The organism is Streptomyces sp. NPDC044719 (genome assembly GCF_056433405.1).
In genome coordinates, this window is record NZ_JBWKHE010000001.1 from 951,611 (window position 1) to 977,102 (window position 25,492).

Annotated in this window: 25 protein-coding genes and 1 tRNA gene; 10 read left to right on the forward strand and 16 right to left on the reverse strand. The window is 71.1% G+C overall.

Translation table 11 applies throughout. The annotated features are described in order from the left end of the window. Nucleotides 1–179: 179 nt before the first annotated feature. Genes AC07DF_RS04510 through AC07DF_RS04530 form a run of 5 tightly spaced genes read left to right on the forward strand, consistent with a single transcriptional unit; the run spans nucleotide 180 to nucleotide 5,891 of the window. The gene (locus AC07DF_RS04510) at nucleotides 180–3,047 is read left to right on the forward strand and encodes a sensor histidine kinase (RefSeq protein WP_478966821.1); all 2,868 of its coding nucleotides are present in this window, start codon (nucleotides 180–182) and stop codon (nucleotides 3,045–3,047) included. Further along, entirely contained in the window at nucleotides 3,044–3,568 is a 525-nt protein-coding gene (locus tag AC07DF_RS04515; RefSeq protein ID WP_184590512.1) for a roadblock/LC7 domain-containing protein, read from the forward strand. The genes AC07DF_RS04510 and AC07DF_RS04515 overlap by 4 nt, the downstream gene beginning before the upstream one ends. After that, nucleotides 3,565–3,987, forward strand: a complete 423-nt coding sequence (locus AC07DF_RS04520; RefSeq protein ID WP_478966823.1) for a DUF742 domain-containing protein — start codon at nucleotides 3,565–3,567, stop codon at nucleotides 3,985–3,987. Before AC07DF_RS04515 ends, AC07DF_RS04520 begins: the two co-directional genes overlap by 4 nt. Beyond that, nucleotides 3,968–4,615, forward strand: coding sequence for a GTP-binding protein (locus AC07DF_RS04525; RefSeq protein ID WP_382490635.1), 648 nt, complete (start codon nucleotides 3,968–3,970; stop codon nucleotides 4,613–4,615). The genes AC07DF_RS04520 and AC07DF_RS04525 overlap by 20 nt, the downstream gene beginning before the upstream one ends. Nucleotides 4,616–4,628: 13 nt before the next feature. Then, nucleotides 4,629–5,891, forward strand: coding sequence for a styrene monooxygenase/indole monooxygenase family protein (locus AC07DF_RS04530; RefSeq protein WP_478966825.1), 1,263 nt, complete (start codon nucleotides 4,629–4,631; stop codon nucleotides 5,889–5,891). A gap of 5 nt (nucleotides 5,892–5,896) precedes the next feature. Here the strand turns inward: AC07DF_RS04530 and AC07DF_RS04535 are convergent, their stop codons facing one another. The 4 genes from AC07DF_RS04535 to AC07DF_RS04550 form a co-directional block, all read right to left on the reverse strand. Then, on the reverse strand, nucleotides 5,897–7,027 hold the full coding sequence (locus AC07DF_RS04535; RefSeq protein ID WP_478966827.1) for a C40 family peptidase: 1,131 nt from the start codon (nucleotides 7,025–7,027) through the stop codon (nucleotides 5,897–5,899). Nucleotides 7,028–7,133: 106 nt separating this feature from the next. Then, the gene (locus AC07DF_RS04540) at nucleotides 7,134–7,451 is read right to left on the reverse strand and encodes a hypothetical protein (RefSeq protein ID WP_478966829.1); all 318 of its coding nucleotides are present in this window, start codon (nucleotides 7,449–7,451) and stop codon (nucleotides 7,134–7,136) included. Next, entirely contained in the window at nucleotides 7,444–8,097 is a 654-nt protein-coding gene (locus AC07DF_RS04545; protein ID WP_478966830.1) for a TetR/AcrR family transcriptional regulator, read from the reverse strand. The genes AC07DF_RS04540 and AC07DF_RS04545 overlap by 8 nt, the downstream gene beginning before the upstream one ends. Nucleotides 8,098–8,354: 257 nt before the next feature. Continuing rightward, nucleotides 8,355–9,293 (reverse strand): AurF N-oxygenase family protein, encoded by a 939-nt coding sequence (locus AC07DF_RS04550; protein WP_478966832.1) that lies wholly within the window; start codon nucleotides 9,291–9,293, stop codon nucleotides 8,355–8,357. A gap of 122 nt (nucleotides 9,294–9,415) precedes the next feature. Here AC07DF_RS04550 and AC07DF_RS04555 point away from each other — a divergent pair, with 122 nt between their 5' ends. Both AC07DF_RS04555 and AC07DF_RS04560 read left to right on the forward strand, forming a co-directional pair. Beyond that, nucleotides 9,416–10,528, forward strand: coding sequence for a ferritin-like domain-containing protein (locus AC07DF_RS04555; protein ID WP_478966834.1), 1,113 nt, complete (start codon nucleotides 9,416–9,418; stop codon nucleotides 10,526–10,528). 81 nt (nucleotides 10,529–10,609) lie between these two features. Beyond that, nucleotides 10,610–11,209 carry a Uma2 family endonuclease gene (locus tag AC07DF_RS04560; protein ID WP_478966836.1) on the forward strand — a complete coding sequence of 200 codons (600 nt, stop codon included), beginning with the start codon at nucleotides 10,610–10,612 and terminating at the stop codon, nucleotides 11,207–11,209. On the opposite strand, the gene AC07DF_RS04565 is transcribed toward AC07DF_RS04560, so the two are convergent. The 7 genes from AC07DF_RS04565 to AC07DF_RS04595 all read right to left on the reverse strand — a co-directional run bounded on the left by AC07DF_RS04565 (nucleotide 11,206) and on the right by AC07DF_RS04595 (nucleotide 18,053). Then, nucleotides 11,206–11,712, reverse strand: coding sequence for a DUF3291 domain-containing protein (locus AC07DF_RS04565; protein WP_478966837.1), 507 nt, complete (start codon nucleotides 11,710–11,712; stop codon nucleotides 11,206–11,208). The genes AC07DF_RS04560 and AC07DF_RS04565 overlap by 4 nt on opposite strands. Before the next feature lie 44 nt (nucleotides 11,713–11,756). Next, entirely contained in the window at nucleotides 11,757–13,235 is a 1,479-nt protein-coding gene (locus AC07DF_RS04570; RefSeq protein WP_478966839.1) for a penicillin-binding transpeptidase domain-containing protein, read from the reverse strand. Beyond that, nucleotides 13,232–14,596 (reverse strand): FtsW/RodA/SpoVE family cell cycle protein, encoded by a 1,365-nt coding sequence (locus AC07DF_RS04575; protein ID WP_478966841.1) that lies wholly within the window; start codon nucleotides 14,594–14,596, stop codon nucleotides 13,232–13,234. The genes AC07DF_RS04570 and AC07DF_RS04575 overlap by 4 nt, the downstream gene beginning before the upstream one ends. A 52-nt stretch (nucleotides 14,597–14,648) precedes the next feature. Continuing rightward, entirely contained in the window at nucleotides 14,649–15,065 is a 417-nt protein-coding gene (locus AC07DF_RS04580; RefSeq protein ID WP_478966843.1) for an SH3 domain-containing protein, read from the reverse strand. Nucleotides 15,066–15,256: 191 nt separating this feature from the next. Then, complete coding sequence (locus AC07DF_RS04585; RefSeq protein ID WP_478966845.1) at nucleotides 15,257–16,528, reverse strand: ATP-binding protein; 1,272 nt, start codon at nucleotides 16,526–16,528, stop codon at nucleotides 15,257–15,259. Further along, entirely contained in the window at nucleotides 16,525–17,256 is a 732-nt protein-coding gene (locus AC07DF_RS04590) for a hypothetical protein (protein ID WP_478967593.1), read from the reverse strand. Before AC07DF_RS04590 ends, AC07DF_RS04585 begins: the two co-directional genes overlap by 4 nt. A gap of 293 nt (nucleotides 17,257–17,549) precedes the next feature. Beyond that, complete coding sequence (locus AC07DF_RS04595) at nucleotides 17,550–18,053, reverse strand: protein-tyrosine phosphatase family protein (RefSeq protein WP_399024257.1); 504 nt, start codon at nucleotides 18,051–18,053, stop codon at nucleotides 17,550–17,552. Between the two features lie 111 nt (nucleotides 18,054–18,164). On the opposite strand from AC07DF_RS04595, the gene AC07DF_RS04600 reads away from it, so the two are divergent. After that, entirely contained in the window at nucleotides 18,165–18,968 is an 804-nt protein-coding gene (locus AC07DF_RS04600; protein WP_478966847.1) for a nuclease-related domain-containing protein, read from the forward strand. Nucleotides 18,969–19,610: 642 nt separating this feature from the next. Here AC07DF_RS04600 and ligD read toward each other — a convergent pair. After that, a complete protein-coding gene (ligD, locus tag AC07DF_RS04605) occupies nucleotides 19,611–20,492 on the reverse strand; it encodes a non-homologous end-joining DNA ligase (RefSeq protein WP_478966849.1) in 882 nt (293 codons plus the stop codon). A 63-nt stretch (nucleotides 20,493–20,555) separates the two neighbouring features. Here ligD and ku point away from each other — a divergent pair, with 63 nt between their 5' ends. Next, nucleotides 20,556–21,584, forward strand: a complete 1,029-nt coding sequence (gene ku, locus AC07DF_RS04610; protein ID WP_478966851.1) for a non-homologous end joining protein Ku — start codon at nucleotides 20,556–20,558, stop codon at nucleotides 21,582–21,584. Between the two features lie 5 nt (nucleotides 21,585–21,589). Here ku and AC07DF_RS04615 read toward each other — a convergent pair whose 3' ends face one another. The 3 genes from AC07DF_RS04615 to AC07DF_RS04625 all read right to left on the reverse strand — a co-directional run bounded on the left by AC07DF_RS04615 (nucleotide 21,590) and on the right by AC07DF_RS04625 (nucleotide 24,926). Further along, entirely contained in the window at nucleotides 21,590–23,398 is a 1,809-nt protein-coding gene (locus AC07DF_RS04615) for a rhamnogalacturonan lyase family protein (protein ID WP_478966854.1), read from the reverse strand. Nucleotides 23,399–23,698: 300 nt separating this feature from the next. Next, entirely contained in the window at nucleotides 23,699–24,202 is a 504-nt protein-coding gene (locus AC07DF_RS04620; RefSeq protein WP_478966856.1) for an Asp23/Gls24 family envelope stress response protein, read from the reverse strand. A gap of 127 nt (nucleotides 24,203–24,329) precedes the next feature. Beyond that, nucleotides 24,330–24,926, reverse strand: coding sequence for a TetR/AcrR family transcriptional regulator (locus tag AC07DF_RS04625; RefSeq protein WP_478966858.1), 597 nt, complete (start codon nucleotides 24,924–24,926; stop codon nucleotides 24,330–24,332). A gap of 106 nt (nucleotides 24,927–25,032) precedes the next feature. Between AC07DF_RS04625 and AC07DF_RS04630 the strand changes: the two genes are divergently transcribed. Continuing rightward, nucleotides 25,033–25,287 (forward strand): hypothetical protein, encoded by a 255-nt coding sequence (locus AC07DF_RS04630; RefSeq protein WP_478966860.1) that lies wholly within the window; start codon nucleotides 25,033–25,035, stop codon nucleotides 25,285–25,287. A 102-nt stretch (nucleotides 25,288–25,389) separates the two neighbouring features. Here the strand turns inward: AC07DF_RS04630 and AC07DF_RS04635 are convergent. Further along, a tRNA-Arg gene (locus AC07DF_RS04635) sits at nucleotides 25,390–25,461 on the reverse strand. Between the last annotated feature and the right edge of the window lie 31 nt (nucleotides 25,462–25,492).

A 25,492-nucleotide genomic window follows, 5' to 3' on the forward strand; every position in this document is an offset into this window, starting at 1 on the left:
GCCGCTGCAACGGTCAGCGGAACTTGCCCCTCAACTCTCGTCCGGGGTTCACTCCTTCGGGTGGCGGGTCAGGTGATGCGCGTGCGCTGCCCACCGGCGCTGGGAGGGTCGGGAAGCGTACCGGGAGTGCGCGCCAGTTGACGGAACGTCACCCGGGCCCATGGGTTCACGAGTCAGGAATGCGAGCACCGGTGCAGAAGACGCGGCCTCGTCGTACAGGCAAGCAGACGGCCCCCGCTCAGGACACTGAGCCGACGCCCTCCACCGGCAGGGGCCGCGCCACGCATGTACGCAACCGGCTCATCGTGGCCGTGGCCGTGGTCGCAGCGGCCATCGCCGGTGCCGGCACCCCGTCCGTCCTGGCCGCCTCCGGGCAACTCCATGACTCGCAGGAGCTGGTGACGCTCGCGGAGCAGACACAGGACGCCCTCGGGCTCGCGCACTCCCTCGCCGACGAGCGGGACGACGTCACCTCCTACATAGCGGCCGGCCGCCCCAAGGCCAAGGCGCCCTCCGAGCAGCGCAGCGCCCGTGTGGACCGGCAGGTCGAGGAGTTGCGGGCCGACACCGACACGCCCGCCTCGCTCCGCTCGGACCTCGACGACATCGCGGCCGTCCGCCGGGCGGCGCTCACCGGCAAGAGCAACGCGCTCGAAGCGCACCAGGCGTACTCCACCGCCATCACCCAACTCCACCGGCTCGCCGAGCAGCTCGCGCAGCAGACGCCGCCCCGCGCGGGCTCCGGCGCCTACGCCCGGGCCGAACTGGACTCCGCCGTCCAGCAGGCCGCCGCGGCCCGCGGGCTGCTGCTCGCCGCCCTCAGCGTGCCGCGCGGCACCGAGACGATCGACCCGGTCACCGGCCTGCCGACCGAGACCTCCTCCGACGCCGACGCCCGGCAGCGCGACGCCCTGAGCGCCGCCGCCCAGCAGGCCCGGCTGCGCTCCGACGCGGCACTGGCCGACTTCCGCGACACCGCGCCCAAGACGGCCCGCACCTCGTTCGACTCCACGGTCACCGGCACCGAGGTCAACTCCGCCGAGAAGTACCTCGCCACCCTCACCGACCAGCCGACGCTCAGCGGCGGCGACTTCGCCGCCAACCCGAAGAAACTGGACGCGGCACTCTCGGCCCGGGTCGACCTGATGCGCGGCGTGGAGTCCGCCCTCTTCGACCGGAGCACCAAGGACCTCGAGGCGCTGCGCGACGACGACGTCACCGCGCTGGAGATCCGCATCGCCGTCCTCGGCGCCCTCATGCTGCTCGCCGTCGGCGTCGCCACGGGCATGGCCCGCAGCCTCACCCGGCCCCTGGCGGTCCTGCGGCTGGGGTCGAAGCGCCTCGCCGAGGCCGAGGACCCGGCGGCCGAGGAACCGGTCAAGTTCACCGGCCGCAACGACGAGTTCGCCCAGGTCATCCGCTCCGTCAATGCCCTGCACGCGCACGCGGCCGCCCTGACAGAGCGGATCACCACGCTGGAGTCCGACCGCAAGCACCTCGTCGGCCAGCGCCAGAAGATGGCCGACGCCCGCGAGGAACTGCGCGGCGAACTCGCCGAGTCCGTCGCCCAGCTGGAGCGGGTGCGCACGGCCATCGGCGGTACGTTCGTCAACCTCGCGCTGCGCACCCTCGGACTGGTCGAGCGGCAACTCGCGGTCATCGAGAACCTGGAGGAGCGCGAGCAGGACCCCGACCGGCTCGCCACCCTGTTCAAGCTGGACCACTTCGCGACGGTCATGCGCCGGCACAGCGAGAACCTGCTGGTCCTCGCCGGCACCGAGCACGTCCAGCACGCCGCCGGGCCCGTGCCGCTCGTGGACATCGTCCGTGCCGCGGTGAGCGAGATCGAGCGGTACGAGCGGGTCCGTATCGCCGCCCTGCCGCCGCACGCGCACATAGCCGGGTTCGCCGCGGACGACCTGTCCCACCTGCTGGCCGAACTCATGGAGAACGCCACGTCGTTCTCGCCGCCCGACCTGCCCGTCGAGGTCTCCGGCTGGCTGCTGGAGAACGGCGAGGTCATGCTCTCCGTCCAGGACGAGGGCATCGGCATGACCGAGGATCGGCTGGAGCGCCTGAACTCCCGCCTCGCCGACTTCGACCCGGAGGCGCCTTACGACCAGGAGGGCGAGGACGGTCTCGGCCTCGGCCTGTACGTCGTGGCCCGCCTCGCCCACCGGCACGGGGTGCGGGTGCAGTTGCGCGAGCAGAAGCAGGGCGGTGTCGCGGCGGTCGTCGTCCTGCCCCGCGCCCTCCTCGCGGCCGCCCCGCACGCGGCCGTCCCGGCCTCCGGCCCGCTCTCCGCCACGACCCACACCGTCTCCTTCCCGGGCGCCGACGCCGAGGCCAACTCCAACGTCCTGCACGGCCGCGCCGGCGGTGGGGACCCCTTGGTGGCGCTGGCGGAGAAGGCGGTACGGCGGGACGAGGCGGCGGAGGCCGCCGAGCACCCGGAGCCGGCGGAAGCCGGCGCACCGGCCGATGTCGAGGCTCCGGTCGAGTCCGAGGCTCCGGTCGAGTCCGAGGCTCCGGTTGAATCCGAGGTGCCGATGGAGTCCGAGGTGCTGATGGCACCTCGGGAAACCCCTGCCGAGACCACGATGGAGCTGCTGCTTCCGGTGCCGGAGGGGGAACCGGAGCCGACGCAGCACGAGTCCGCGGCCGCCGACGGCGATTCCGCCCCGCAGGGGCCGCCCGCACTCGACCACGAAACCCGCACGGGGGGTGCGGGTGAGAGCGAACACGCCGAGGGCGAGGCCGAGGTCGACGCGGAGCACGAACGCGTCACCGACAAGGGTCTCCCCAAGCGCACTCCCAAGATCACCGCCCAGGCCCAGGCTCCGCGCCAGCGGACCGGTTCCGTGGACGCCGCGGCCCTCCGCCGCCGCCTCGGCGGCTTCCGCCAGGGCGCCCAGGCCGGCTACCGCGAGGTGGAGGCGGAGATCGCCGAGCAGACGGCCTCGCACAAGCGGCCGGTCACCGGCACATCAGGACCAGCTGAATCCGAAGAAGCCACGGGGGGCACAGCCGAGGAGGCAAGTAGTTGACCGCTCCCAGTACCTTCGGACTGATCGGGCTGAGCAGTGAGGCCCGCAACCTGCACTGGCTGCTGACCAACCTCGTCGAGGAGGTACCCGGCATCCTCTCGGTCGCGGTCGTCTCCTCCGACGGACTGCTCCTGCTCTCCTCCGACGACCACCGCAACCGGCAGGCCAGGGAAGCCCTGCAGGCCCGCGGAACCAAGCGGACCGGCCCGCGCGGCTCAGCCGCCGACCTGGCCACCATCGTCTCCGGCATCGGCAGCCTCACCGTCGGCGCCGCCAAGCTGATGGACTTCGGCGGGGTCAGGCACACGATGGTCGCGATGGACGAGGGCAGCCTGTTCGTCATGTCGATCAGCGACGGTTCGCTGCTCGGCGTCCACGGCTCCGCGGAGTGCGACATGAGCGTGGTGGCGTACCACATGGCCCTGTTCGTCGGCCGCGCCGGCCATGTCCTGACGCCCGAACTCCGCAGCGAGCTCCGTAGTTCCCTGGAGCGGTCCCAGACGACGGGGAGTGCCCGATGAGCAGTACGCCGAAGCATCACCTCCCGGTCCGCGGCGGTGCCCGCAAACCGGCCCGGGTCCGCCCCTACTCGCTCACCGGCGGCCGCACCCGGTTCGGCCACGTCCTCCTCGTGGAGACGTTCGTGGCGAGCACTGCCGCGCTGGAGGCCCCGGAGGAGCGCCGGGAACTGACCAACGGCTCCCTCTCCACCCGCGTGATGCCGGAGCTCCAGGCCATCGTCGAACTGTGCCGCCGGATGCGTACGGTGGCCGAGATCGCCGCGCTGCTGAAGATGCCGCTCGGCGTGGTCCGCGTGCTCCTCAGCGACCTCGCGGACCAGGGAAAGATTCGTGTGTACGGAACGGGAACCGGCCACGGCACGGGCCGCCCGGACCGAGCTCTGCTGGAAAGGGTGCTGAGTGGACTCCGTCGTCTCTGACGCCGCTCACGGCGTCTCCGCAACCTCCCCGTTCGTTCAGCCCGACGCGAGCATGCACGCCTGGGAGACGGACCGTACCCGCGCACCCATCGCCACGAAGATCGTGGTGGCGGGCGGTTTCGGCGTGGGCAAGACCACCCTGGTCACCGCCGTCTCGGAGATCACGCCCCTGCAGACCGAGGCGCTGATGACCGAGGCGAGCGAGGCCACCGACGACCTCACCGACACACCGGGCAAGACCACCACCACCGTGGCCATGGACTTCGGGCGCCTCACGCTCGACGACGACCTGGTGCTCTACCTGTTCGGCACGCCGGGCCAGCAGCGGTTCTGGTTCATGTGGGACGACATCGTGCGCGGCGCGATCGGCGCGGTCGTCATGGCCGACACACGGCGGCTGAAGGACTGCTTCCCGGTCCTGGACTACTTCGAGAGCTCAGGACTGCCGTACGTGGTCGCGGTCAACCACTTCGACGACAGCGAGCTGTTCGAGCCGGAGGATGTGCGGGAGGCCTTGACCATCCCGCGACACATACCTGTCATGATCATGGACGCGCGTCGCCGGATCTCCGTGATCGAGACCCTCCTGGCCCTGGTGGGCCACGCGCTCGACGAAACCCCCGAGTAGAGGACAGCCCCGCATGCGGAAGATACTCGTCGTCGGAGCCGGTCAGTCCGGGCTCCAGATAGCTCTCGGCCTCCAGTCACAGGGGTACGAGGTCACCCTGATGTCCAACCGGACGGCGGACGAGATCCGTACCGGCCGGGTCATGTCGACGCAGTGCATGTTCCACACGGCACTGCAGCACGAGCGCGATCTCCAGCTGAACTTCTGGGAGTCCCAGGCCCCGAAGATCGAAGGACTCGGCGTCTCGGTCGCCGCCCCCGGCTCCTGGGCCGAGGGCCCCGCGGCGCGTGCGATCGACTGGCTGGGCAGGCTCGACGGGTACGCGCAGTCGGTCGACCAGCGCGTGAAGATGGCCGGCTGGATGGAGACCTTCGCGCAGCGCGGCGGCCAGCTCGTCATCCACGGCGCGGCCGTCGGCGACCTCGACTACTTCTCCCGCACGTACGACCTGGTGCTGGTCGCGGCCGGCAAGGGCGAGCTGGTCCAGATGTTCGGCCGGGACGCGGAGCGCTCCCCCTACAGCGAGCCGCAGCGCGCGCTGGCCGTGTCGTACGTCCACGGTCTGGGCCCGCGCCCCGAGCACCCGGACACCGAAGGGGTCCGCTGCAACCTCGTGCCGGGCGTCGGCGAGCTGTTCGTCATGCCCACTCTGACCACCTCCGGCCGCGCCGACATCCTGTTCTGGGAGGGCATACCCGGCGGCCCGCTCGACGCCTTCAGCGGCGTCAAGGACCCGGCGGAGCACCTCTCCCTGACCCTGGAACTCATGGAGCGGTACGTCCCCTGGGAGTACGCGCGGGCCACCAAGGTCGAGCTGACCGACGCGGGCGGCACGCTGGCCGGGCGCTACGCCCCCACCGTCCGCAACCCGATCGGCCGGCTCCCCGGCGGCGGGCTCGTGCTGGGCGTGGCGGACGTCGTCGTCGCGAACGACCCGATCACCGGGCAGGGCTCCAACTCGGCGTCCAAGTGCGCCGCCGCGTACCTCTCCTCGATCGTCGAGCACGGTGACAAGCCGTTCGACGAGGAGTGGATGCGGGCCACCTTCGACCGCTACTGGGACACCGCCCAGCACGTCACCAAGTGGACCAACGCGATGCTCGCGCCGCCGCCGGAGCACATCCTGAACCTGATCGGCGCCGCCGGTGAGCTCCAGCCGGTCGCCGACCGCTTCGCCAACGGCTTCAACGACCCGGCCGGCTTCGAGAACTTCTTCTACGAGCCGGACAAGGCCCAGGCCTACCTCGTCGAGGTGTCGGGAGCGGGCGCCGCGTAGCCGTCTTACCCGTCGTACCCGTCGTCCGACCCGTCCGTGGCGCCCTTGGGGAGCTTCGGCGGCGCGTACCGCCGCAGGGGCTTCCCGGCCGGGTCCGGGCGTACGGCGCCCAGGAGCGGGTTGGCCGCGATCGGTGACACCTTCACCTTCGCGCCCGGGCGGGGTGCCTGTACGACCATGCCGTCGCCGAGGTACATCGCCACGTGCGTGGCCTCGGGGAAGTACACGACCAGATCCCCCGGGCGCAGCTCGGCGAGCGGGATGCGCTTCAGCCGCTTCCACTGCTCCTGGCTGGTCCGGGGGATGGGCGCCCCGGCCTCCGCCCAGGCCTGTGAGGTCAGGCCAGAGCAGTCGTACGACTTCGGGCCCTCCGCGCCCCACTTGTACGGCTTGCCGAGCTGCCGGAGGACGTAGCGCAGGGCTCGGTCGCCCTCCGCTGACGGTTTGCGGACGCTGCTGAGCGCGCCGGACGCCATGAATTTCCTCTGGGCCTTCGTGATCCCGTTCCTCTCGAACTCGGCGAGAGCGGCCAGTTGGTCGCGGCTGAGGGTGGCGAGCAGGTCCTCGACGTCGTGCAGCCGTTTGACGACCTGGTCCCGTTCCTTCTTCCGCCGCTCGGTGAGGGCGAGCTGCGCGTCGAGTGCCTTGCGGGCCTTGCGGGCCAGGTCGTCGGCCTTTCGCTCGTCGCCGGTCAGTCGTTTGATGGTGCCGGCCCGGTCCCGTGCGATCCGGGCGATCACATGACCCTGGTCGATCGCGTGCTGGGGGTCGCGGGCCAGGAGGATCCGTACGTACGGAGAGATGTCGGTGCTGCTCTGGTACTGCTGGCGGGCCAGGCGGCCGACCTCGCTCCGGCTGTCGTGGAGGGAGAGCCGGGTACGGGCCAGGGCGCGGTTCAGGCGGTCGGTCTCGGCGCGCTGTTTCTTCAGCTTCTCCTCGGTGGCGTTGTAGGCCTCGGTGGCCTGTTCGGCCTTGCGGTAGAGGGTCTGAAGGTCCGTCAGGAGGTAGGCGAGGGAGGCGGGGGGTGGTCCGGGGTCGGGTTTCGGGGCTGCTGTGGCCGGGGTGGGAGCGGGGGCGAGGATGGTTGCTGCTGCCATCGCCGCCGTACAGGCCAGACGCGGAAGGGTTCCTGACATGCCATCACCTCCGATGTGGGGGCGGCCCTTCGGCCACCGGACATCGTGAGGATGAGGGGTGTGGGGCGGTGTGTGCGGTAAGCCTGCGCGGTTCGGCGCAACAGGGTCACCCGTCGGCGTCGTCCCGCTTGCCGGGCGGCGTGGCGTGTGGCTTCGACCAGGGCCATGTGAGCCGCCGGGGCGGGACGCCCTCGGGGGCGTACTCGTACTTCCAGCGGTTGGTCAGGCCGACCGTGCCCGGTCCTCGGGGGACGCGGCGGTAGACGAGCACGGTGGGCGGGCCGCCGGCCGGGTCCGGGACGGGGATGCGGTACGTCTTGGGCGGGTGGCCGGTGATGCCGAGCAGGACGGGCAGGACCCTGCCGTCCATGGGGCCGCCCTCGAAGGGGGTGTCTTCGCTCTTCACCAGATCAGTGTCAGACATCCTCGGCGAGGGTCTGGACCAGGGCGTCGGTCTGCGGGTCCCGGCGGGCGGTCACCGACAGCATGGCCACGAACTGCTCGACGAGCCAGTCGCGGAGGTCCTCGGCGGGGGGCTGCTTGTCCTCGTCCAGCCAGATGAGCGACGAGGCCTCCACGGCCGTGATCCACATGCGGATGGTCATGCGCAGGCGGGGGCCCGGGGTGGTGACCTCCAGGTGGCTGACGATGTGCGCGGCGGCGGCGCGGCGTACGCCGTCGACGATGGCGGTGGTCCGTGAGGTCTCCACGACGCTGCCACCCTGGAGGAGGGCGCTGAAGCCGGTGTCGTGCTGGTCGACGAAGGCGAGGTAGCGGTCGAGGGCGCGGGAGAGGCGGGGGAGGAGGGGGCCCTCGCGGGGTTCGTCGAAGCAGGTTCGGAGCTCGTCGGCGGCGGAGCGGAGGGCGGCCTCGTAGAGCTGCTGCTTGCCGCCGGGGAAGTACCGGTACACCAGGGGGCGGGACACTCCCGCCGCCTCCGCCACGTCGTCCAGGGACACGTCCTCCGGGGCGCGGTGCGCGAAGAGCGACAGCGCGGAGGTGAGCAGCTGGCTGCGGCGTTCCTCGACGCTGAGTCGCCGGTAGGCGGGGGTGGCGGCGGCTGGTGTCATGACTCGCAGCGTAGCCGGGGGGCCGGGGGTGGGGTGCCTGCGGCGGCCTGCGGGGGTTGGTGGGGGTGCGCGTGGCGCCGTCTCGCCGGGTGTGGGTCGGGGACGTGTCGGGGGGTGTCCGTCCTCGGAACGTCGCGATGGGGTTGCGAACCGACTGGCTGTTCGTTGACGCGACAACCGCTGCGGGCGGACACCCCCCGACACGTCCCCTTCCGTGAGCCGGCGGGTGCGGGAGCGTTCGGCTCCCCGCCAGCGCGCTACGCCAGCAGGCCCGAGGACTTCCACAGGCGGCGGCCCACTCCCCGCAGCACTCCGATGTCGTCCAGGAAGTCCGTCAGGCGCTTCGAGCCGTTCTGCATGACCTCCCGGCGATGTCCGCTGGCCCTGACCTGGGCGAGGGCCTCGCGCTTGTCGAGGCCGACGTTCGTGTAGACGTCCGGGTTCACGAACGCCACCGAGAAGACCCGGGCGAACTCGCCGGAGGTGACCCGGGTGAACTCCTGGGACCACTTCGGGGCCGTCACCATCTGGCGGCGGAGTTCCTCGCGGGCGTAGCGGACGTGGCGGGCCTCCTCCACGACGTGGATGCGGGTGACGCCCCGGATCAAGGGCTGGACGCGCTCGTCGGGGAACGTCAGGCGTTGCATCCAGTCGAGGACCTCCTCGCCGAGGAGGGTGGCCGTGAAGGAGCCGGGGGTGGTGGAGATGGTCTTGAACAGGCGGCCCAGGTGCTGGTGGGTGCGGCTGACCGGGTACCAGGGTGTGTCGCCGTGGGAGATCAGGCGGGCGAACATCTTGGAGTGGCGGCACTCGTCCTCGATCTCGGTGAGCGCGTAGCGGACGTGTGCGCTGGTCGCGGCCTTGTCGTAGATGTGGCGGACGAGGAGCTGCATGAGGATGATCTCGAACCAGATGCCCAGGGAGGCTAGGGCCGCCGCCTCGTGCTGGGAGAGCAGGATGCGCTGCTCCTCGCCCATGCGCTTCCAGAGCGGGGTGTCGTAGAGAGAGACCAGCTCAGGGGGCCAGAACCACTTTCCCTCCTCGAAGGGCGCGTCCCAGTCCAGTTCCTTGTCCGGGTCGAAGGAGTGCTTGGCGGAGGAGTCGAGCAGCCGCTGGGCCACCTGCTCCCGGTCCTTGAGCAGGCCGAGGGCGTCGCGCAGGCCGTCGAGCGCGTCGGCTTCCGTCAGGGTCGTCATGGCTGCCCACCTCGTTGTGCACACGTCACTGTCCCCTTTATGAGACTGCGTGTCAGCAAGCTCGTCAATCCCCTGTGCGTGACTTGTTGACGCGGCGTCTACCACGTAGGAACCTGCGAGGCATGCCGACCTTCGACCTGTACGCCGAGGAACCGGAAGAGTCCGTGTGGCAGGTGCCGGCGAGCGGCGCGGCCCGTTTCGACTGGGAGTACGACCGCGGCCGTGACCGGCTTCTGGCCCTCTATCAGAAGGGCAAGGACAAGCAGTGGGACGGCCAGCGGCGGATCGACTGGGAGCTGGAGGTGGATCCTTACGATCCGCTGGGGACTCCGGATGAGGCGATGTCCCTCTACGGGACCAGGCACTGGGCGAAGCTGACGGAGAAGGACAAGGGGGAGCTGCGCCTGCACTACGCCTCCTGGCAGTTCAGCCAGTTTCTGCACGGTGAGCAGGGCGCGATGATCTGTGCCGCGCGGATCGTCGAGTCCGTCCCTGACCTGGACGCGAAGTTCTACTCGGCGACCCAGGCGATGGACGAGGCCCGGCACGCCGAGATCTACGGCCGGTTCCTGCACGAGAAGGTCGGGCTGCTGTACCCGATCAACGACAATCTCCAGTCCCTGCTGGGCGACACGCTGCGGGACTCCCGCTGGGACATGCCGTACCTGGGCATGCAGGTACTGATCGAGGGCCTGGCGCTGGCCGCCTTCGGCATGATCAGGGACACCACGGACAAGCCGCTGCCCAAGCAGATCCTCGCGTACGTCATGCAGGACGAGGCCCGGCACGTGGCCTTCGGGCGGATGGCGCTCAGGGACTACTACCGGCAGCTCACCGACGCCGAGCTCCGCGAGCGCGAGGAGTTCGTCATCGAGGGCTGCTACCTCATGCGCGACCGGCTGCGGGGCGTGGAGGTGCTCGAGAACTTCGGCATCCCGAAGGCCGAGGCCGAGGCCTGCAGCGAGCAGTCCGAGTTCCTCGCCCTCTTCCGCAAACTCCTCTTCAGCCGCATCGTCCCCTGCGTCAAGGACATCGGCCTGTGGGGAAAACGCCTCCAGCAGGCCTACGTCGACATGGGCGTGCTGGACATGGGCGACTCCAACCTCGACCTGCTGATGTCCCAGGACGAGGAGATCGCCGAGAAGCTGGACGCCGAGCGGTTCGCGGTGGAGGAGCGGGAGCGGGTCGCGGAGGTGGAGGGGGCGATCGAAGCCGGTCAACGGCTCGATGGCTGATCACTCGTTCGACCGATGAATCGGCATATTCCCCTGGGTACGCTGGCTGTGCCAGGCAGACTCCGGCACATGGGAGCAATCATGAGCGCCGCGCGTGACTACGGGCTGGACGACGACTACGAGTGGCCTCGTCCGCCCGAGGGCGGCTGGACGGCGGACGACCTCGACGAGCTTCCCAACCTGCCTCCGCACACGGAGCTGATCGACGGGAGTCTTGTCCTCATGAGTCCACAGACCGAGTTCCACATGCGCGTCCTGCGTCTGCTGGAGCACCGCCTGCTGGATCAGGTCCCGGACGACTTGGATGTCTTCCGGGAGTTCACCGTCAAGCTCAGCGAGCGGGATCGACCGGAGCCCGACGTGATGGTGATCAGGGCCGACGCGGACAGAGGTCCCCGGAAGACGCGAGTCCATCCCGATGACGTCATCCTCGCCGTCGAGATCGTGTCCGAGGACTCCGAGGAGCGCGACCGCGAACTGAAGCCCCGGAAGTACGCCAAGGCCGGCATCCGCCACTATTGGCGGGTCGAGGAGATCGGTGGCCTTCCCGTTGTCTACGTCTACGAACTCGACCCGGCAACCAGGGCGTACGTCCCCAACGGCATCTTCCACGACAAGCTCGAACTCACCGTCCCGTTTCCTCTCGACATCGACCTCACCGCCATCGACCGCCGCCGCTAGACCGAGCAGCCGAGCCCTTCCGGCACATCGCCCAGCAGCGGCGTGGCCCCCTGGGGCGGGTACGACGTCCGCAGGGTGAAGGCGTACGGGGTCGGACCATGGGTGCGGAGGTGGAGGAGGCGGGATTCGGCCTCGGCCACGGTCGGGCGGTGGCCCGCCGGGACCCACCACATCGCCACCATCGCCTCCTGGACCCGCTCGAACCACTCGCGACGGCGGGCGAGCATCTCCCGGTGCCTGCCCTGGTACATGAACGCCGTGAGCGCGTCCGTGTCCCGCCACACCGACATGTTGACGATCAGCCAGGAGTCACCGAAGACGGGCACGTTCGTCGCGTCGCCGGACTCGTCCTGCAACCGCCACACGAAACCCTCGGCGGTGTCGGCGTCCGCGTTCACGGGGTCCAGGGCGTCGACGAAGTCCTTCAACTGCGGGGAGTCCAGGGGGGCCTTGAGGCGGGCGATGTTGACCTGTGCGAGTTCGAAGGCCGCGGCAGAAGTCATGACCGAACGCTAGGTCGGCAGCCTGCCCTCGCGGTAGGGCCGTCTCAGGAGCCGGGCAGCCGGTCCCGGGACTTCAGGACCGCCTCCATCACCGCCCGCGCGATCGGCGCCGCGTCGCCGCCCCCGCTGATCTCCCCGCGGTCCGCGTCCGCGTCCTCCACGACGACCGCGACCGCCACCCGCGGCTGCAGATCGCGATCGCCCTGCGCCCAGGAGACGAACCAGGCGTACGGCGTGCCGGAGTTGCCGATGCCGTGCTGGGCGGTGCCGGTCTTGCCGCCCACGGTGGCACCGCGGATCGCGGCGTTGCGTCCCGTGCCCCCCTTGACCACGCCCCGCATCAGCCCGCGCAGCCGCGCCGCGGTCGCGGGGGACATCGCCTGGCGGATCGCGCGCGAGCCGGCGGTCGCCAGCGTGCTGCCGCCAGGACGGGTCGTACGCTCCACCAGATAAGGCTCCCGTACCTGTCCGCCGTTCGCCACGGCCGCCGCCACCATCGCCATCTGCAGTGGGGTGGCGCGGGTGTTGTACTGGCCGATCGACGACAGCGCGAGCTGTGCCTTGTCGAGGGAGGTGTCGAAGGTGGACCGTGCCACTGAGAAGGGGATACGGAGCGCCGTGTCGTTGAAGCCGAAGGCCCGGGCCGCCGCCGTCATGCCCGGCACGCCCACCTCCACGCCCAGTTGGGCGAACACCGTGTTGCAGGAGAAGACGAACGCCTCGCGCACGGAGGCGTCCGCGCAGCCCTTGGCATAGTTCGACAGTCGCGTCCTCGTACTGGGCAGCCGGTAGGGGTCGGGGGAGTCGGTCGGCTTGTCGAGGTCCGGGACCAGACCGGCGTCCAGCGCGGCGGCCAAGGTGACGATCTTGAAGGTCGAACCCGGCGGATACGTCTGCCGTACCGCCCGGTTGAGCATCGGCCGGTCCCGGTCGGCGTTCAGCCGCTTCCAGGCCCGGGCCGCCGCCGCTCCGTTCCCGGACAGCGGCTGGGGGTCGTAGGACGGGGCGGACACCAGGGCCAGGATCCGGCCGGTCGACGGCTCCAGGGCCGCCACCGCGCCCTTGCGCCCGGCGAGCCCCTGGTACGCGGCCCGTTGTGCCGCCGGGGCGAGTGTCGTCACGACGTCCCCGCCGGCGTTGCGCGCACGCGTGAAGTCGTTCCACAGCGGGAACGGCGCGAGCATCGGGTGCGAGCCGGACAGGACGCCGTCCTCGGTGTGCTCCAGGAGCGTCGTGCCGTACAGCTGGGAGGCGAAGCCGGTGACCGGCGCGTACATCGGGCCGTCCGCGTAGGTCCGCTCGTAGCGCAGATGCTCTCGGGTGTCCTGCGAGCCGGTGATCGGCCTGCCGCCGACCAGGATGTTCCCGCGCGGCTGCTCGTAACGGGCGATCTCCGGGCGGCGGTTGGCGGGGTGGCCCTCGTACAGCGGGGCCTGGACGACCTGGACGCGGGCGGCGTTCAGCAGCAGGGCCACCAGCAGCAGGGCGCAGAAGAGGCCGGCGTGCCGGATGTGCCGGGTCATGGGGTCTCCTGCACGTCGTGCTGACGCCGGGCCGAGTCGCTCACCCGTACCAGCAGCGCGACGATCGCCCAGTTGGTGACCACCGACGAGCCGCCCTGCGCCAGGAACGGCATCGCCATGCCGGTCAGCGGGATCAGGCCGGTCACCCCGCCCGCGATCACGAACACCTGGAGCGCCACGAGCGAGGCGAGCCCCACCGCCAGCAACCGCCCGAAGGGCTCCCGCAGCGCGAGGCCCGCCCGGAACCCGCGCTCCACCAGCAGGCCGTAGAGGACGAAGATGGCCGACAGGCCCGCCAGGCCCAGTTCCTCGCCCGCCGTGGCCAGGATGAAGTCCGATTTCACGGCGAAGCCGATGAGGACGGAGTGGCCCAGTCCGAGGCCCGTGCCGAGAAAGCCGCCCTCCGCGAAGGCGAACAGGGACTGGGCGAGCTGGTTCGGGCCTTCGCCCGCCTCGACCGAGGCGAACGGGTGCAGCCATGTCTCGATCCTGCTGTGCACATGCGGCTCGAGCCGGCCGACGGCGGCCGCGCCCAGCGCCGCCAGCAGCAACCCGACGGCGATCCAGCCGGTGCGGCCCGTGGCGACGTAGAGGAGGACGACGAACAGGCCGAAGAAGAGCAGCGACGTACCGAGGTCCCGCTCCAGGATCAGCACGCCGACGCTCACCAGCCAGACGGCGACGATCGGGCCGAGCACCCGGCCGGTGGGGAACTGGAACTTCCAGACGCGGCGGCCGGTGTACGCGAGGGCGTTGCGGTTCGCGGCCAGGTACGCGGCGAAGAACACCGCCAGCAGCACCTTCGCGAACTCGCCCGGCTGGATCGAGAACCCGGCGATCCGGATCCAGATGCGGGCCCCGTTCACCGCCGGGAACAGGATCGGCAGGGTGAGCAGGACGAGCACGGCGACGACACAGACGTAGGTGTAGCGCTGGAGCACCCGGTGGTCGCGCAGAAGCAGGACGACCAGGATGAACAGCGTCACGCCCAGCGTCGACCACACCAGCTGGGCCGGTGCCGCCCGGTCGCCCGGGGTCTCCAGGTCGAGCCGGTAGATGAGCACCAGGCCGAGCCCGTTGAGCAGCACGCCGATGGGGAGGAGGAGGGGGTCGGCGTGGGGGGCCCGCAGCCGCACCGCCAGATGCGCCAGCAGCGCGAGGACGCCCAGTCCGGCGCCGTAGCCGGCGGCACCGGGCGGGAGGGTGCCGTGCTGGGCGAGGCCCACGTCGCAGTAGCCGTACACGGACAGCAGTACGGCCACGACGATGAGGGCGAGCTCGATGCCACGGCGCTGGGGGAGGGGGCGGACGGCGGGCGCGGGCGGGTCCGCCGTCGCCACGGTGATTCCGGCCTTGCTCATGTCCGGAACCTACCCAAACGGTGAGTCTTGTGTGTGTTTGGGTGACGGAGTGTCAGCACCAGCGTGGCGCGGGGCCGATGTTGTCGATGAAGCGGGCCGAGCCCCAGGCCCAGGTGCCGTCCGCCAGGAGGTACCAGAGCGGATTGCCCTGCACGGTCTGGCCGGGGGTCTTGCAGAAGATCTTGACGATGTCGCCCCGGTGGGCGAACCGGATGATCCGCGAGCCGCGGTTCGGGGCGCTGCGCAGCGCCAGCGTGTTCGCCGTGACGATGCCTCTGGTGAAGCGCCGGTCGTCGTCGTGGCGGTGGTGTCCGTCGCCGCCCATCGTGCCGGCGCCCATCGTGCCGGCGCCCATCGTGGTGTCACCCGTCGTGTCCCACTCGTCGTCCGCGGCGGCGGGCGTCACGGCGACAGCGGCGGCGAGGAGTGCGGCGGCGGTGGCTATGGAGAGGCGGGAGCGCAGAGACATGGGGAGTACCTCCATGTGGGGGCGGAAGGACCGAAGCTGACTAATCGCCACATTAGGAGCGCCCCCTGCGGCCCGCCCGTCACAGTGGGCCATAGGAGGAAGGCCGCTGGGGCGCGCCTGGAAGGGGCGCGGGGAACCGCGCGACCGGCCACAGGGGACGCGCGGACGCCGATGATCCGCAGCCCCGGCCTCTAGTGCGCCTCTGCCGCCAGTCTCAGCGTCGCCACCGCCCCGCCTTCCGGCGCGTTCGCGAACCCCAGCCGCGCGCCCAGCACCTCGGCCTGCCCCAGCGCGATGGTCAGCCCCAGCCCGTGCCCCCTGGCCCCGCCCTCCGTACGGAATCGCTGCGGACCGTGCGCCACCAGGTACTCCGGAAAACCGTCCCCGTGATCGCGAACCGTCACCACCGGCCCGTCCACGGTCAGTACGACCGGCCCCCGGCCGTGCTTGTGCGCGTTGGCCACGAGATTCCCGAGCACCCGCTCCAGCCGCCGCCGGTCCGTCTCCACGGACACGTCCCGTACGACCCTGACCTCCGTGCCGTTCCCCGCGGCCCGCACCGCCCGCTCGGCCAACGGCCCCAACCGCTCCGTGTCCAGCTCCAGCCGCTCCCGCCTGGTGTCCAGCCGGGAGATCTCCAGCAGGTCCTCGGTGAGCGTGCGCAGTGCCGCGACCCGGTCCCGCACCAGCTCCGTCGGGCGTCCCGGCGGCAGCAGTTCGGCCGCCGCGTGCAGCCCGGTCAACGGCGTGCGCAGCTCATGGGCCACGTCCGCCGTGAACCGCTGCTCGGCCAGCAGCTTGCCCTGCAGCGACGACGCCATGGAGTCCAGCGCGGCGGCGACCGCGGCCACCTCGTCCTGCGGGCGCGCCGGAACCCTGGCGGGCAGGTCCGCTCGCGCGGCGGTACGGGGATCGTTCACGCGTGCGTCCAGGTCGCCCGCGCTGATCCGCCGGGCCACCCGCGCCGTGGTGTGCAGCCGCCGCGTCACCCGCGTCACCGCGAACGCGCCGACCAGCAGTGTCGCCCCGATCGCCAGGCCCGACGACCACAGGATCGCCCGGTCCAGGCCCGCGATGGTCCGCGCCTGCTGCGAGTAGTCCACCGCCACGGCCAGGGCGCGTCCGCCGTCGGCCGGCCCCGCCGCCCACATCGTGGGGCGCCCCTCGCGGTCGGCCACCATCGTGCCCCGGTCGCCGGCCACCGCGAGATCCCGCAACTTCCGGGGCAGCTCCGGGGGATCCAGTGCGGCGCCCCGCCGCAGCGGGTCCCCGGCCTCATACCGCTCCGTCGCCTGCTCCAGCCGCTGCAACGCCTGGTCACGGGCCTGGCCGACGGTCTGGTCGGTCACCTGCACATGCACCAGGACGCCGAGCAGGGCGGCCAGCGCGCAGCACATCACCGTGATGAAGGCGGCGGCCTTCACGGCGAGCGTCCCCGACCACTGGGGGAGCGTGGGTCTCATCCGGTGCTCGCCGAGGGGGAGGCGGACGGGTGGCGGGAGTGCTTCCGCGGGCCGGTGCGCAGCATCTCGTCGTGGGTCAGGAGCATGGCCCGCTGGTCCCGGTCCCAGGTCCACTGGAGTCGGTACTCGTACCCCGCCACCTCGGACGGCGAGCGGATGACCAGGGAACGCCCGGCCAGTTCCACCCCGCTCAGCGCGTCCTCCCACGACATCACCTGCACCAGCCGGTGCTTCTCCACGGTGTAGACGCGCACCGCGGTCGTCTTGCCGGGCAGCAGCCGGAAGCCCAACGTCAGATCGTCGCGCCCGTCGCCGGTCAGGTCCCGGTAGTACGGCTTGAGGACCGGGCACTTTCCGTGCCCGGGGCCCTTGCCGCAGCCGGTCATACGGCCGGCCGTGTCGCGGTACGGGGCCTTGCCGCCCTCGTAGTCGCCCGGGCTCGCGGCGATCTCGGCCCGGACGACGTCGACCGGGTCCACGCCGCGGATGTCGTCACCGGCGGGGACGTTGACGCCCTTGACCACCTCGGTGTTCACCTCGCCGATCTCGAAGGCCGGGCTGGACGCGGGGGTCTGCTCCGGCCAGAGCCGGGCCGGACCGACCGCCGTCGGCGTCGCCCCGGCGCCCTCGAGCCCTCCGGCGTCCCCGCAGCCCGCGGCGGTCGCCAGCAGGAGGGCGACGACGATGGCGCGGCGGGCGGCGACGACGGAGCGGCGGGGAACGACGATGGCGCGGCGGGAGCCGACGATGGCGCGCCGGGAGCTGGCGATGGCGCGGCGGGAGCCGGCGATGGCGCGGCGGGAGCCGGCGATGGCGCGGCGGGCGGCTTGGACGGGTCGGCTTCCGAGAGGGCCTCCGGGACGGCTGAGGGGCACTGCACTCCTGCGGTTCGAGGGTGACACACGGCTCGGGCACGACCCCGCCGGCCCCGTACACCTTATTCGCGCGGAAGTCCCATTTGCGCGCGAGGGAGCCCGTTTGCCGCCGCACCGGCCGGGTGCTGTGCTGGTTCTGTGCCGTCCTACTCGGTGAGTTCCTCCAGCAGCCGGGCCGTGGCCAGCCCGGCCCGCAGGTACTCGACGAACAGCTCGTTGTGCAGCGCCCAGGGCGAGCGGCGGTCCCGGATCAGCCGGATCGCCGTCTCGGCGGAGTCGCCCCGGCGCATCAGCGCGTGCGCGACGACGAGTCCTGAGCGGTTGTACCCGTGGTAACAGCGAACGAGGACCCTGCGGCCCTCGTCCAGTGCCTCGCACGCCGCCTCGGCCAGTCGGATCACCCCGGCGAGCTGCGTCCCGTCGAGCGGTCCGTCGGGAATGGGCCAGACGTGATGCCGGACGCCCGGATCGGGGCCGTGTCCCGGCAGCCGCAGCAGCGTCTGCACGAGGTCGAACTCGTCGCGTACGACGACGAACTCCGGGTGGCCCAGGGTGCCCGTGTACTCGTGGCCGCCCATCCACAGTCCGGGGACCACCTCGCTCCACGGGCTCTCCGGAGCCGGCACATCGGGTTTCCTGCGGGTACGCAACGAAGCCTCCCCACCATCGCCGCCCGGGGGCCTGCCCAACTCCTCTCAAAGGTAGCCGGGTTCTTGCCCCCGCAGCACCCCGCCTGTTCCCATGGTCGGGGGTGATGGTGCATGGACGGACTGCGCGTCATACCGGCCCGGCGACACGGCCAGGAACGGCTGTACGTCTGCCTCCCGGACGGCAGGAACGTCGCCTGGTACGACCGTGAGGCGGCCCGGGTCAACCTCCTCGGCGCGGACCGCGAGGACGATGTGCTCCGGGCCCTCGGACCCTTCATCACCGGCCCGGTGACGGTGGGGCCGCCCCCGGTGCCGACCCCCGCCGAACTCGCCCGCCTGGCGCTCCACCCCGACGACGACCTGGCCCCCAACCGCCCCGGCGAGGCCCTCGTCGTCGCCCTCGACCGCGACCCCGGCCCGCCCCACCGGCTCCGCCCCGACCCGCGCCGCCGGGCCCTGGCGGCCGAGCAGGCCGTCGGGGACGCCCTGGACCGCCTGGACGGCGCGGGCTGGCACGCCCTGCACTCCGTCCCGCTCCCCGGCGGCAGCCGCATCCACCATCTGCTGATCGGCCCCGGCGGGCTGTACGCCGTACACAGCCTGTACGCGCGCAGGCACCGCGTGACGGTCGCCGACCCCATGGTCACCCTGGGCCGCCGCGAACCGCACCCCCCGCTCCGCCGAGTCCGCACCGACGCCGACCGCGCTTCCTACGCCCTGACGGCGGAGGTCCACCCGGTACTCGCCCTCCTGGGCCCCACGACGATGTCGGTCCAGGCCCCGCCGCGTGACCTCCGCATCCTGACGGACACGGACGTCCAGAGCCTGGCCACCCAGGGCGCCGTCCTGAAACCGGCGGACGTGGAGGCCCTGTACGCGATGGCCCGGGACCGGAGGACTTGGGCGAGGGTGTGAGGGTGCCACGGGCCGCGAGGACGCGGTCGCCCCGACCGGGCGCGACCACACACCGAGACGGGCACACGGCCCGAGTCGCCTGGAGAGCCGCCCCGGCCGGCCGGTCAACCGCCGCCGACGTCCGCCCCGGCCACCGACCGGGCGACAAGCCGCCCCCACACGGCCCACACCGAGCGGCCTGACCGGCCGACCGTACGGCTACGGCAGCGAACCGGCCCGATCCGCGACCGTATGGCTATGGCAGCGCCCCGGTCCGCTTTGCGCTCGCCCGCCCGCGGCAGCGACCTGGCCCGATCCGCGACCGTACGGCTATGGCAGCGACCTGGTCAGCTTTGCGCTCGCCCGCCCGCGGCAGCGACCCGGCCCGATTGGCGACCGTACGGCTATGGCAGCGACCTGGTCAGCTTTGCGCTCGCCCGCCCGCGGCAGCGCCCCGGCCCGATTGGCGACCGTACGGCTATGGCAGCGACCTGGTCAGCTTTGCGCTCGCCCGCCCGCGGCAGCGACCTGGCCCGACCCGCGACCGTACGGCTATGGCAGCGACCTGGTCAGCTTTGCGCTCGCCCGCCCGCGGCAGCGCCCCGGCCCGATCCGCGACGGTACGGCCATGGCAGCGACCCGGCCCGACCCGCGACCGCACGACTACGGAAGCGACCCGGCCCGCTCCCGATCCAGCAGCGGAGCCAGCAGATCGCCCTGTTCCCGCACCCGTGGTGCGAGATCCCGCGCGTCGAAGTCCAGCCGGCCGGGTGCCTCGCACTGCTCGATCTCCTCCCAGGTCACGGGGGCCGAGACGGTCGGCTCGGGGCGGGCCCGGAGGGTGTAGGGGGTCGCGGTGGTCTTGCGCGCGGCGTTCTGGCTCCAGTCGACGAAGACCTTCCCGGAGCGCAGACTCCGGGTCATCCGGTGGAGGGCCAGGCGGGGCATGGCCTTCTCCGCCTCGACCGCCAGTTCCTTGGCGTACTCGGAGACGCGCTCGGACGAGGCCCCGCGCACGGCGGCCAGCAGATGCAGCCCCTTCGAGCCGGAGGTCTTGGCGTAGGCCTCGATGCCGTCGTCCGCGAGCCGTTCCCGCAGCCACAGCGCGACCTCGCAGCACTGCACGATGCTCGCCGGCGCCCCCGGATCGAGGTCGAAGACGATCCGGTCGGCCTCGTCCGGCGTGTCGACGAGCCACTGGTGGGTGTGGAACTCGGTGACGAGGTTGGCCGCCCACATCAGGCTCGGCAGGTCCTGCACCAGGACCATCCGCGAGGGTCCCTCGACCCGCGGTACCTCGGCGGTGGTGACCCACTCGGGCGTACCCGGCGGCACGTTCTTCGCGAAGAAGACCTGCCCGTCCGGCCCGTCCGGATACCGCAGGAAGGACACCGCACGGTCCCGCAGATGGGGCAGCAGGACCTCGGCGACGGTCGCGTAGTAGTGCAGCACCTCGCCTTTGGTGAAGCCGGTGGCGGGATACAGCACCTTCTCCAGATTGCTGAGCGCGAGCCGTCGCCCCTCCACCACTGTGATAGGCGCCATACGATAAGAATCCCACGCGAACCAGGACGAACACTCCCGAGAGTGACCGGAAGGGTGCTGCACGTGAGATCCATCTGGAACGGCGCCATCTCGTTCGGGCTGGTCAGCATCCCGATCAAGCTGGTGAACGCCACCGAGAGCCACTCGATCTCCTTCCGCCAGATCCACACCGAGGACGGCGGCCGCGTCCGCTACCGCAAGTTCTGCGAGCTGGAGGACCGCGAGGTCACCCAGGCGGAGATCGGCAAGGGCTACGAGGACGCGGACGGCACGATCATCCCGATCACCGAGGAGGACCTCTCCAGCCTGCCCATCCCCACCGCCAAGACGATCGAGATCGTCGCCTTCGTCCCGGGCGACCGGATCGATCCGCTCCAGATGGACGCCGCGTACTACCTCCAGGCGAGCGGCGCCCCGGCGGCGAAGCCGTACACCCTCCTCCGCGAGGCCCTGAAGCGCAGCAACAAGGTGGCGATCGCGAAGTTCGCCCTGCGCGGCCGGGAACGCCTCGGCATGCTCCGGGTGGTCGGCGAGGCCATCGCGATGCACGGTCTGCTGTGGCCGGACGAGGTCCGCGCCCCCGAGGGCGTGGCCCCCGACACGAACGTCACGGTCCGCGACCAGGAACTGGACCTGGCGGACGCCCTGATGGACACCCTGGGCGAGGTCGACCTGGCGGATCTGCACGACGAGTACCGCGAGGCCGTGGAGGAGGTCATCGCCGCGAAGGCCGCCGGCGAGACCCCGCGCCAGGCCCCGGAACCGGCGACGGGCGGCAAGGTCCTGGACCTGATGGCGGCCCTGGAGAGCAGCGTCCGCGCGGCCCGCGAGTCGCGCGGCGAGGAGGCCGACGACCACGCCGAGGTCAAGTCGCTCCCGCAGCGCAAGACGGCCCGCGCGGCCCCCAAGCAGACCGGCGGCAAGAAGTCGACGTCGGCGGCGAAGAAGACGGCGGCCAAGAAGACCACAGCGGCCAAGAAATCCACGGCGAAGTCGGGGCAGTCGGGCCAGGGCACGAAGAAGTCGGCGGCGAAGAGCACCGCGAAGAAGACGACCTCGAAGAAGTCGACCTCACGCAAACGCACGGCCTGACCGCCTCATGGCGCGTACACGATGTCAGGCCGCGGCGGCCTGCTCATGCCGGCTCCGAGGAAGTAGTCGACGTGGTGGGACTGCATGTAGCCCTTGAACGTCATGGCGTTCCGGTAGGCGGGATTGTGGGCCAGGGTGTACAGCCGGTGGTCCGTCGGCTGGTTCGTGGTGAAGATGATCAGCTCGTCGTAGGACGCGTTGGTGTACACGGCCTCCTCGCGCCAGTCGCCGAGAATGTCGCCGACGAGGGTGGGACCGCCCTGGGCCGCCTTGACCGCGCCGTGGTTCCAGGTGCTGACCAGCCGGGGCAGGCTGCCGCTCGGCGACGGACGGGCCGGATCCCACTTCTCGATCTTGCCGTCGTTGAGCAGTTCCATGGTGAGGTCCCCGTCCCACCACAGCCCGAGCTGCGGCCAGGGGCGCAGCGAGGTGTCCGGCTCGGTGAGCCGGTTCGTGGGCGCGTTGTACAGGCCGGAGAAGGACCAGACCTCCATACCGGCGAAGCGCGGGTCGACATCGCCCGCCATACCGCGCCCCACGTCGCCGGGGCCGCCGCCGTGCCGCCAGATCACGTTGCCGTTCGCGGCGTCGTAGTAGTACTCCAGCAGCCCGCTCGGGTTGTCCTGCTGCACGCCGTAGCCCTCCAGGCCAGGACGGCCGGGGTCCATGTCGGCGATGTGGAAGCGATCGCCGTGGATGATGCCCCGCGGGCCCATGGAGTAGCGCAGCGAACCGTTCCCGTTGAGGACGAACCCGATCTCGGCGACCTCGTCCGTGCCGTCGCCGTCGACGTCGACGGCACGGGTGTTGTGCCCGTCGGGCGCGTCCTGGCCGCCGCGCTGCCACGTCCACTGGCGGTCCAGTGAGTCACCGTCGAACTTCCAGGCGACCGTCATCAGGTTGAAGGCCCCGTCGTCGCGCCGGTTCTTCATGTAGGCGACCAGACTGGGCGTCGCGCCGTTGAGATACGCCACCCCGAGCCGCGCGGCCATCGGGCCGTCGGCCAGATAGGTCGTCGGTACGGCGGACCAGTTTCGGAGCGCCCCGGTCCGGCCGTCGAGCACGGCCATGAACTGGCGCGCGTCGTCCTCGTGCGTCCAGGTCGTCCCGTCGCCGAACCTGACCCCGTCGGCGACCCGCAGGGCGACCTCCGCGCGGCCGTCGCTGTCGAAGTCGTAGACCGTGACGCCGTCCCAGTGGCCCACGTCGATCGCGGACGACCCCGGCTCGATGTTGTCCTGGTTCCGGCTGTTCGGCCCCAGATCGACCTCCCACAGGAAGTCGCCGTCGCCGCTGTACGCCTCCAGCTTCTGCGGGGAGGTCTGCCGGTCGACGACGTAGTCGTACTCTCCGTCGCCGTCGAGGTCGCCGACCCACACGAACTTCACCGCGCCCCCGGACCGTAACGGCACCCGCACCACGGGCTCCACGGCGTGGCCGGCCGTCAGCGTGAAGGCATCGCTGGGCGCCTGCTCCCGGCCGCCGACGACCGGGGTCACGCGGTAGCTGTTGGCACGCGTCAGATCGGCCGTGGCGTCGGTGTAGTTCGTCCCGCCGGTCAGCACACCGGAGTTGAGCCTGACGTACGCGCCGCCCGCCGTGGACCGGTACACGTTGAACCCGATGCCCTCGGGGTCGAGCCCCAGCAGCCGCCAGGAGACGAGAACCTGGCCACTGCCTGCCCGCACCGCCACGACCCCGCGGCCGAGGTCCTCCATCACACGTGCGGCCTTCACCGACGGGGCGGGACTCGCACCGGCGACGGTGAGCGTGGCGCAGACGGCCAGGACTGTCGCGGTAACCCTCATGCCCATGACAACTCTGCCTCCTTCGGGTGCCGACGGTTCGAACGCGGGGTTAAGCGCTTTCACATCCGTGATGGAAGCACTGGCCCGATGGACCGTCAATACTGACGGACAGGGGAGATGGGCACCGGTAAACGCTTACACTGCGGCACGGCTACGACTTCCGGGGCGCCACGAGTGCGACACCCCGGAAGGGAAACTGAACCGAGAGGAACGGAAGGGGGAACGGAAGGAGGAACGGAAGGGGGAACGGAAGGGGGAACGGAAGGAGGAACGGAAGGGAGAGGGGGAAGAACCGGCACGCCTCTCTCAGGCCACGCGCCGCTGCCCCTCCTGCTGCTCGGGCTCGCTCTCCTCCTCGTCCGGCAGATGTACGTCGTCGACGGCGATGTTGACCTCCACGACCTCCAGACCGGTCATCCGCTCCACCGCGTTGACGACGTTGGTCCGGACATCCGCCGCGGTGTCGGCGATGGCGGCCCCGTACTCGACGACGAGATCGAGATCCACGGCGGCCTGGCGCTCACCGACCTCCACCTTCACCCCCTGGGTGACCCCGCTGCCCCCACCGGGCACGCGCTGGCGCACGGCCCCGAAGGCCCTGGTCATCCCTCCACCGAGGTTGTGAACCTCCGGAATCTCCCGGGCGGCCATGCCCGCGACCTTCGCCACGACCGTGTCCGCGATCGCGGTGCTTCCACGGGCCTCGGGGGGAGCGCTGCCCCCGCCGCCGCCCTGCGGTGCCGTGGCCCCGTCCTGCTTTCCCGTCCTGGTGCCGGGAGCGGTGTTTCTGCGCTGAGTGGTCTCCGTCATGACCGTCACCTCGATGACTGGGTGCGGGGGTATGAGCAGCGTCGTTCCTATCTACGGTAGAACAACGGTGCGTATGGGGCGAAAGTGATGGAAAGCCCCAGACGGCCCTCCAGCGCCCATACGACCCTCACCGCAGCAGACGGTCGACGTGGCGCTGGAGGACAGCCAGTGCGACCTCGGGGGAGTGGTGCCCGGCGAGGACATGGACGGTGAGTCCGTCGGCCACGGCGAGAAGAGCGTGTGCCTCCTGGACGGCGTCGAGGTGTTCTGGGACCTCCTGGGTGTCCTGGCCGTAGCGGATGAGCCACACGATGAGGTCATGGAGCTTGCCGTAGGTGTCGCGCAGGACGGCGGGCAGTCGCTCGCCGGCCGGGGCCCGGCTGACGAAGGCCAGCCAGACATGCGCCTCAGTCTTCGACGTCTCGTCCAGCAAGGCGAGTTCGGCCAGGGTGTGTGACAGCAACGTGGACGCTGCTTGCGGGGAGGAGGCCGCGGCGATGCGCTGTTCGGCGCGTTCACTGACGCGCTGCGAGACGTGCTCCAGCGCGAAGAGCATCATGTCCTCCTTGGTGCGGAAGCACCGCTGGACGGCCCCCATGGACACCCCCGCCTCGGTGGCGACGTCCCGGAGGCTCACGGTCTCCATCCCGGAACGCGCGATCAGGGCACAGACCGCCTCGGCGATCCGCAACCGCCGCTCCTCGTAGTCGACCTGCCGGGGCAAGCTCCACTCCTCCCATGTTCCGATGCGGTTGCATCGTAACCGCTGACACTGCACGATGTGATGCGACCGCATCGGAAAAACCGCATTCGCTCGGAGGGGACCCGTCATGCCGAAGCAGCAGCCCAAGAATTCGAACGCCGGCTCAGGTCAAGGCTCGCTCTGGCTCTTCGGCGCCATCCTGACCGTCCAGGGCTTCGGCTCCGCCATCACGGAGGCCGGCTGGAACACGAGCTTCGGCGTCTCCGGCCTGTTGCGGGCGGCCCACGTACCGGAGTGGGCAACCCTCCTGGTCGGCTGCGCGGGCACGGCCCTGCTCGCGACAGCGGCACGTCGCCGCTTCGCGCAGCGCCAGGCGGACTGAACCCGACAACGATGAAGAGCGGGCCCCAGTCCCACTGGGTCCCGCTCTTCGTGCAAGGCACTACGCTGATCAACTGCCTGATGACGCTGACCGATAGCGAAGTGCCCCCGGCAGGATTCGAACCTGCGCACACGGCTCCGGAGGCCGTTGCTCTATCCCCTGAGCTACGGGGGCGTGTCCGGCGCGATTGCTCGCGGCGACGGGT

What these genes read in the sequence shown, in the direction of transcription:
- AC07DF_RS04555 (WP_478966834.1), top strand. Translation starts at nt 9,416, where the DNA reads ATGCCGACCTTCGACCTGTACGCCGAGGAACCGGAAGAGTCCGTGTGG.
- AC07DF_RS04530 (WP_478966825.1), top strand. Translation starts at nt 4,629, where the DNA reads ATGCGGAAGATACTCGTCGTCGGAGCCGGTCAGTCCGGGCTCCAGATA.
- AC07DF_RS04540 (WP_478966829.1), bottom strand. Translation starts at nt 7,451, where the DNA reads ATGTCTGACACTGATCTGGTGAAGAGCGAAGACACCCCCTTCGAGGGC.
- AC07DF_RS04565 (WP_478966837.1), bottom strand. Translation starts at nt 11,712, where the DNA reads ATGACTTCTGCCGCGGCCTTCGAACTCGCACAGGTCAACATCGCCCGC.
- AC07DF_RS04560 (WP_478966836.1), top strand. Translation starts at nt 10,610, where the DNA reads ATGAGCGCCGCGCGTGACTACGGGCTGGACGACGACTACGAGTGGCCT.
- AC07DF_RS04510 (WP_478966821.1), top strand. Translation starts at nt 180, where the DNA reads ATGCGAGCACCGGTGCAGAAGACGCGGCCTCGTCGTACAGGCAAGCAG.
- AC07DF_RS04550 (WP_478966832.1), bottom strand. Translation starts at nt 9,293, where the DNA reads ATGACGACCCTGACGGAAGCCGACGCGCTCGACGGCCTGCGCGACGCC.
- ligD (WP_478966849.1), bottom strand. Translation starts at nt 20,492, where the DNA reads ATGGCGCCTATCACAGTGGTGGAGGGGCGACGGCTCGCGCTCAGCAAT.
- AC07DF_RS04580 (WP_478966843.1), bottom strand. Translation starts at nt 15,065, where the DNA reads ATGTCTCTGCGCTCCCGCCTCTCCATAGCCACCGCCGCCGCACTCCTC.
- AC07DF_RS04520 (WP_478966823.1), top strand. Translation starts at nt 3,565, where the DNA reads ATGAGCAGTACGCCGAAGCATCACCTCCCGGTCCGCGGCGGTGCCCGC.
- AC07DF_RS04630 (WP_478966860.1), top strand. Translation starts at nt 25,033, where the DNA reads ATGCCGAAGCAGCAGCCCAAGAATTCGAACGCCGGCTCAGGTCAAGGC.
- AC07DF_RS04575 (WP_478966841.1), bottom strand. Translation starts at nt 14,596, where the DNA reads ATGAGCAAGGCCGGAATCACCGTGGCGACGGCGGACCCGCCCGCGCCC.
- AC07DF_RS04620 (WP_478966856.1), bottom strand. Translation starts at nt 24,202, where the DNA reads ATGACGGAGACCACTCAGCGCAGAAACACCGCTCCCGGCACCAGGACG.
- AC07DF_RS04600 (WP_478966847.1), top strand. Translation starts at nt 18,165, where the DNA reads ATGGACGGACTGCGCGTCATACCGGCCCGGCGACACGGCCAGGAACGG.
- AC07DF_RS04585 (WP_478966845.1), bottom strand. Translation starts at nt 16,528, where the DNA reads ATGAGACCCACGCTCCCCCAGTGGTCGGGGACGCTCGCCGTGAAGGCC.
- AC07DF_RS04545 (WP_478966830.1), bottom strand. Translation starts at nt 8,097, where the DNA reads ATGACACCAGCCGCCGCCACCCCCGCCTACCGGCGACTCAGCGTCGAG.
- AC07DF_RS04570 (WP_478966839.1), bottom strand. Translation starts at nt 13,235, where the DNA reads ATGACCCGGCACATCCGGCACGCCGGCCTCTTCTGCGCCCTGCTGCTG.
- AC07DF_RS04535 (WP_478966827.1), bottom strand. Translation starts at nt 7,027, where the DNA reads ATGTCAGGAACCCTTCCGCGTCTGGCCTGTACGGCGGCGATGGCAGCA.
- AC07DF_RS04615 (WP_478966854.1), bottom strand. Translation starts at nt 23,398, where the DNA reads ATGGGCATGAGGGTTACCGCGACAGTCCTGGCCGTCTGCGCCACGCTC.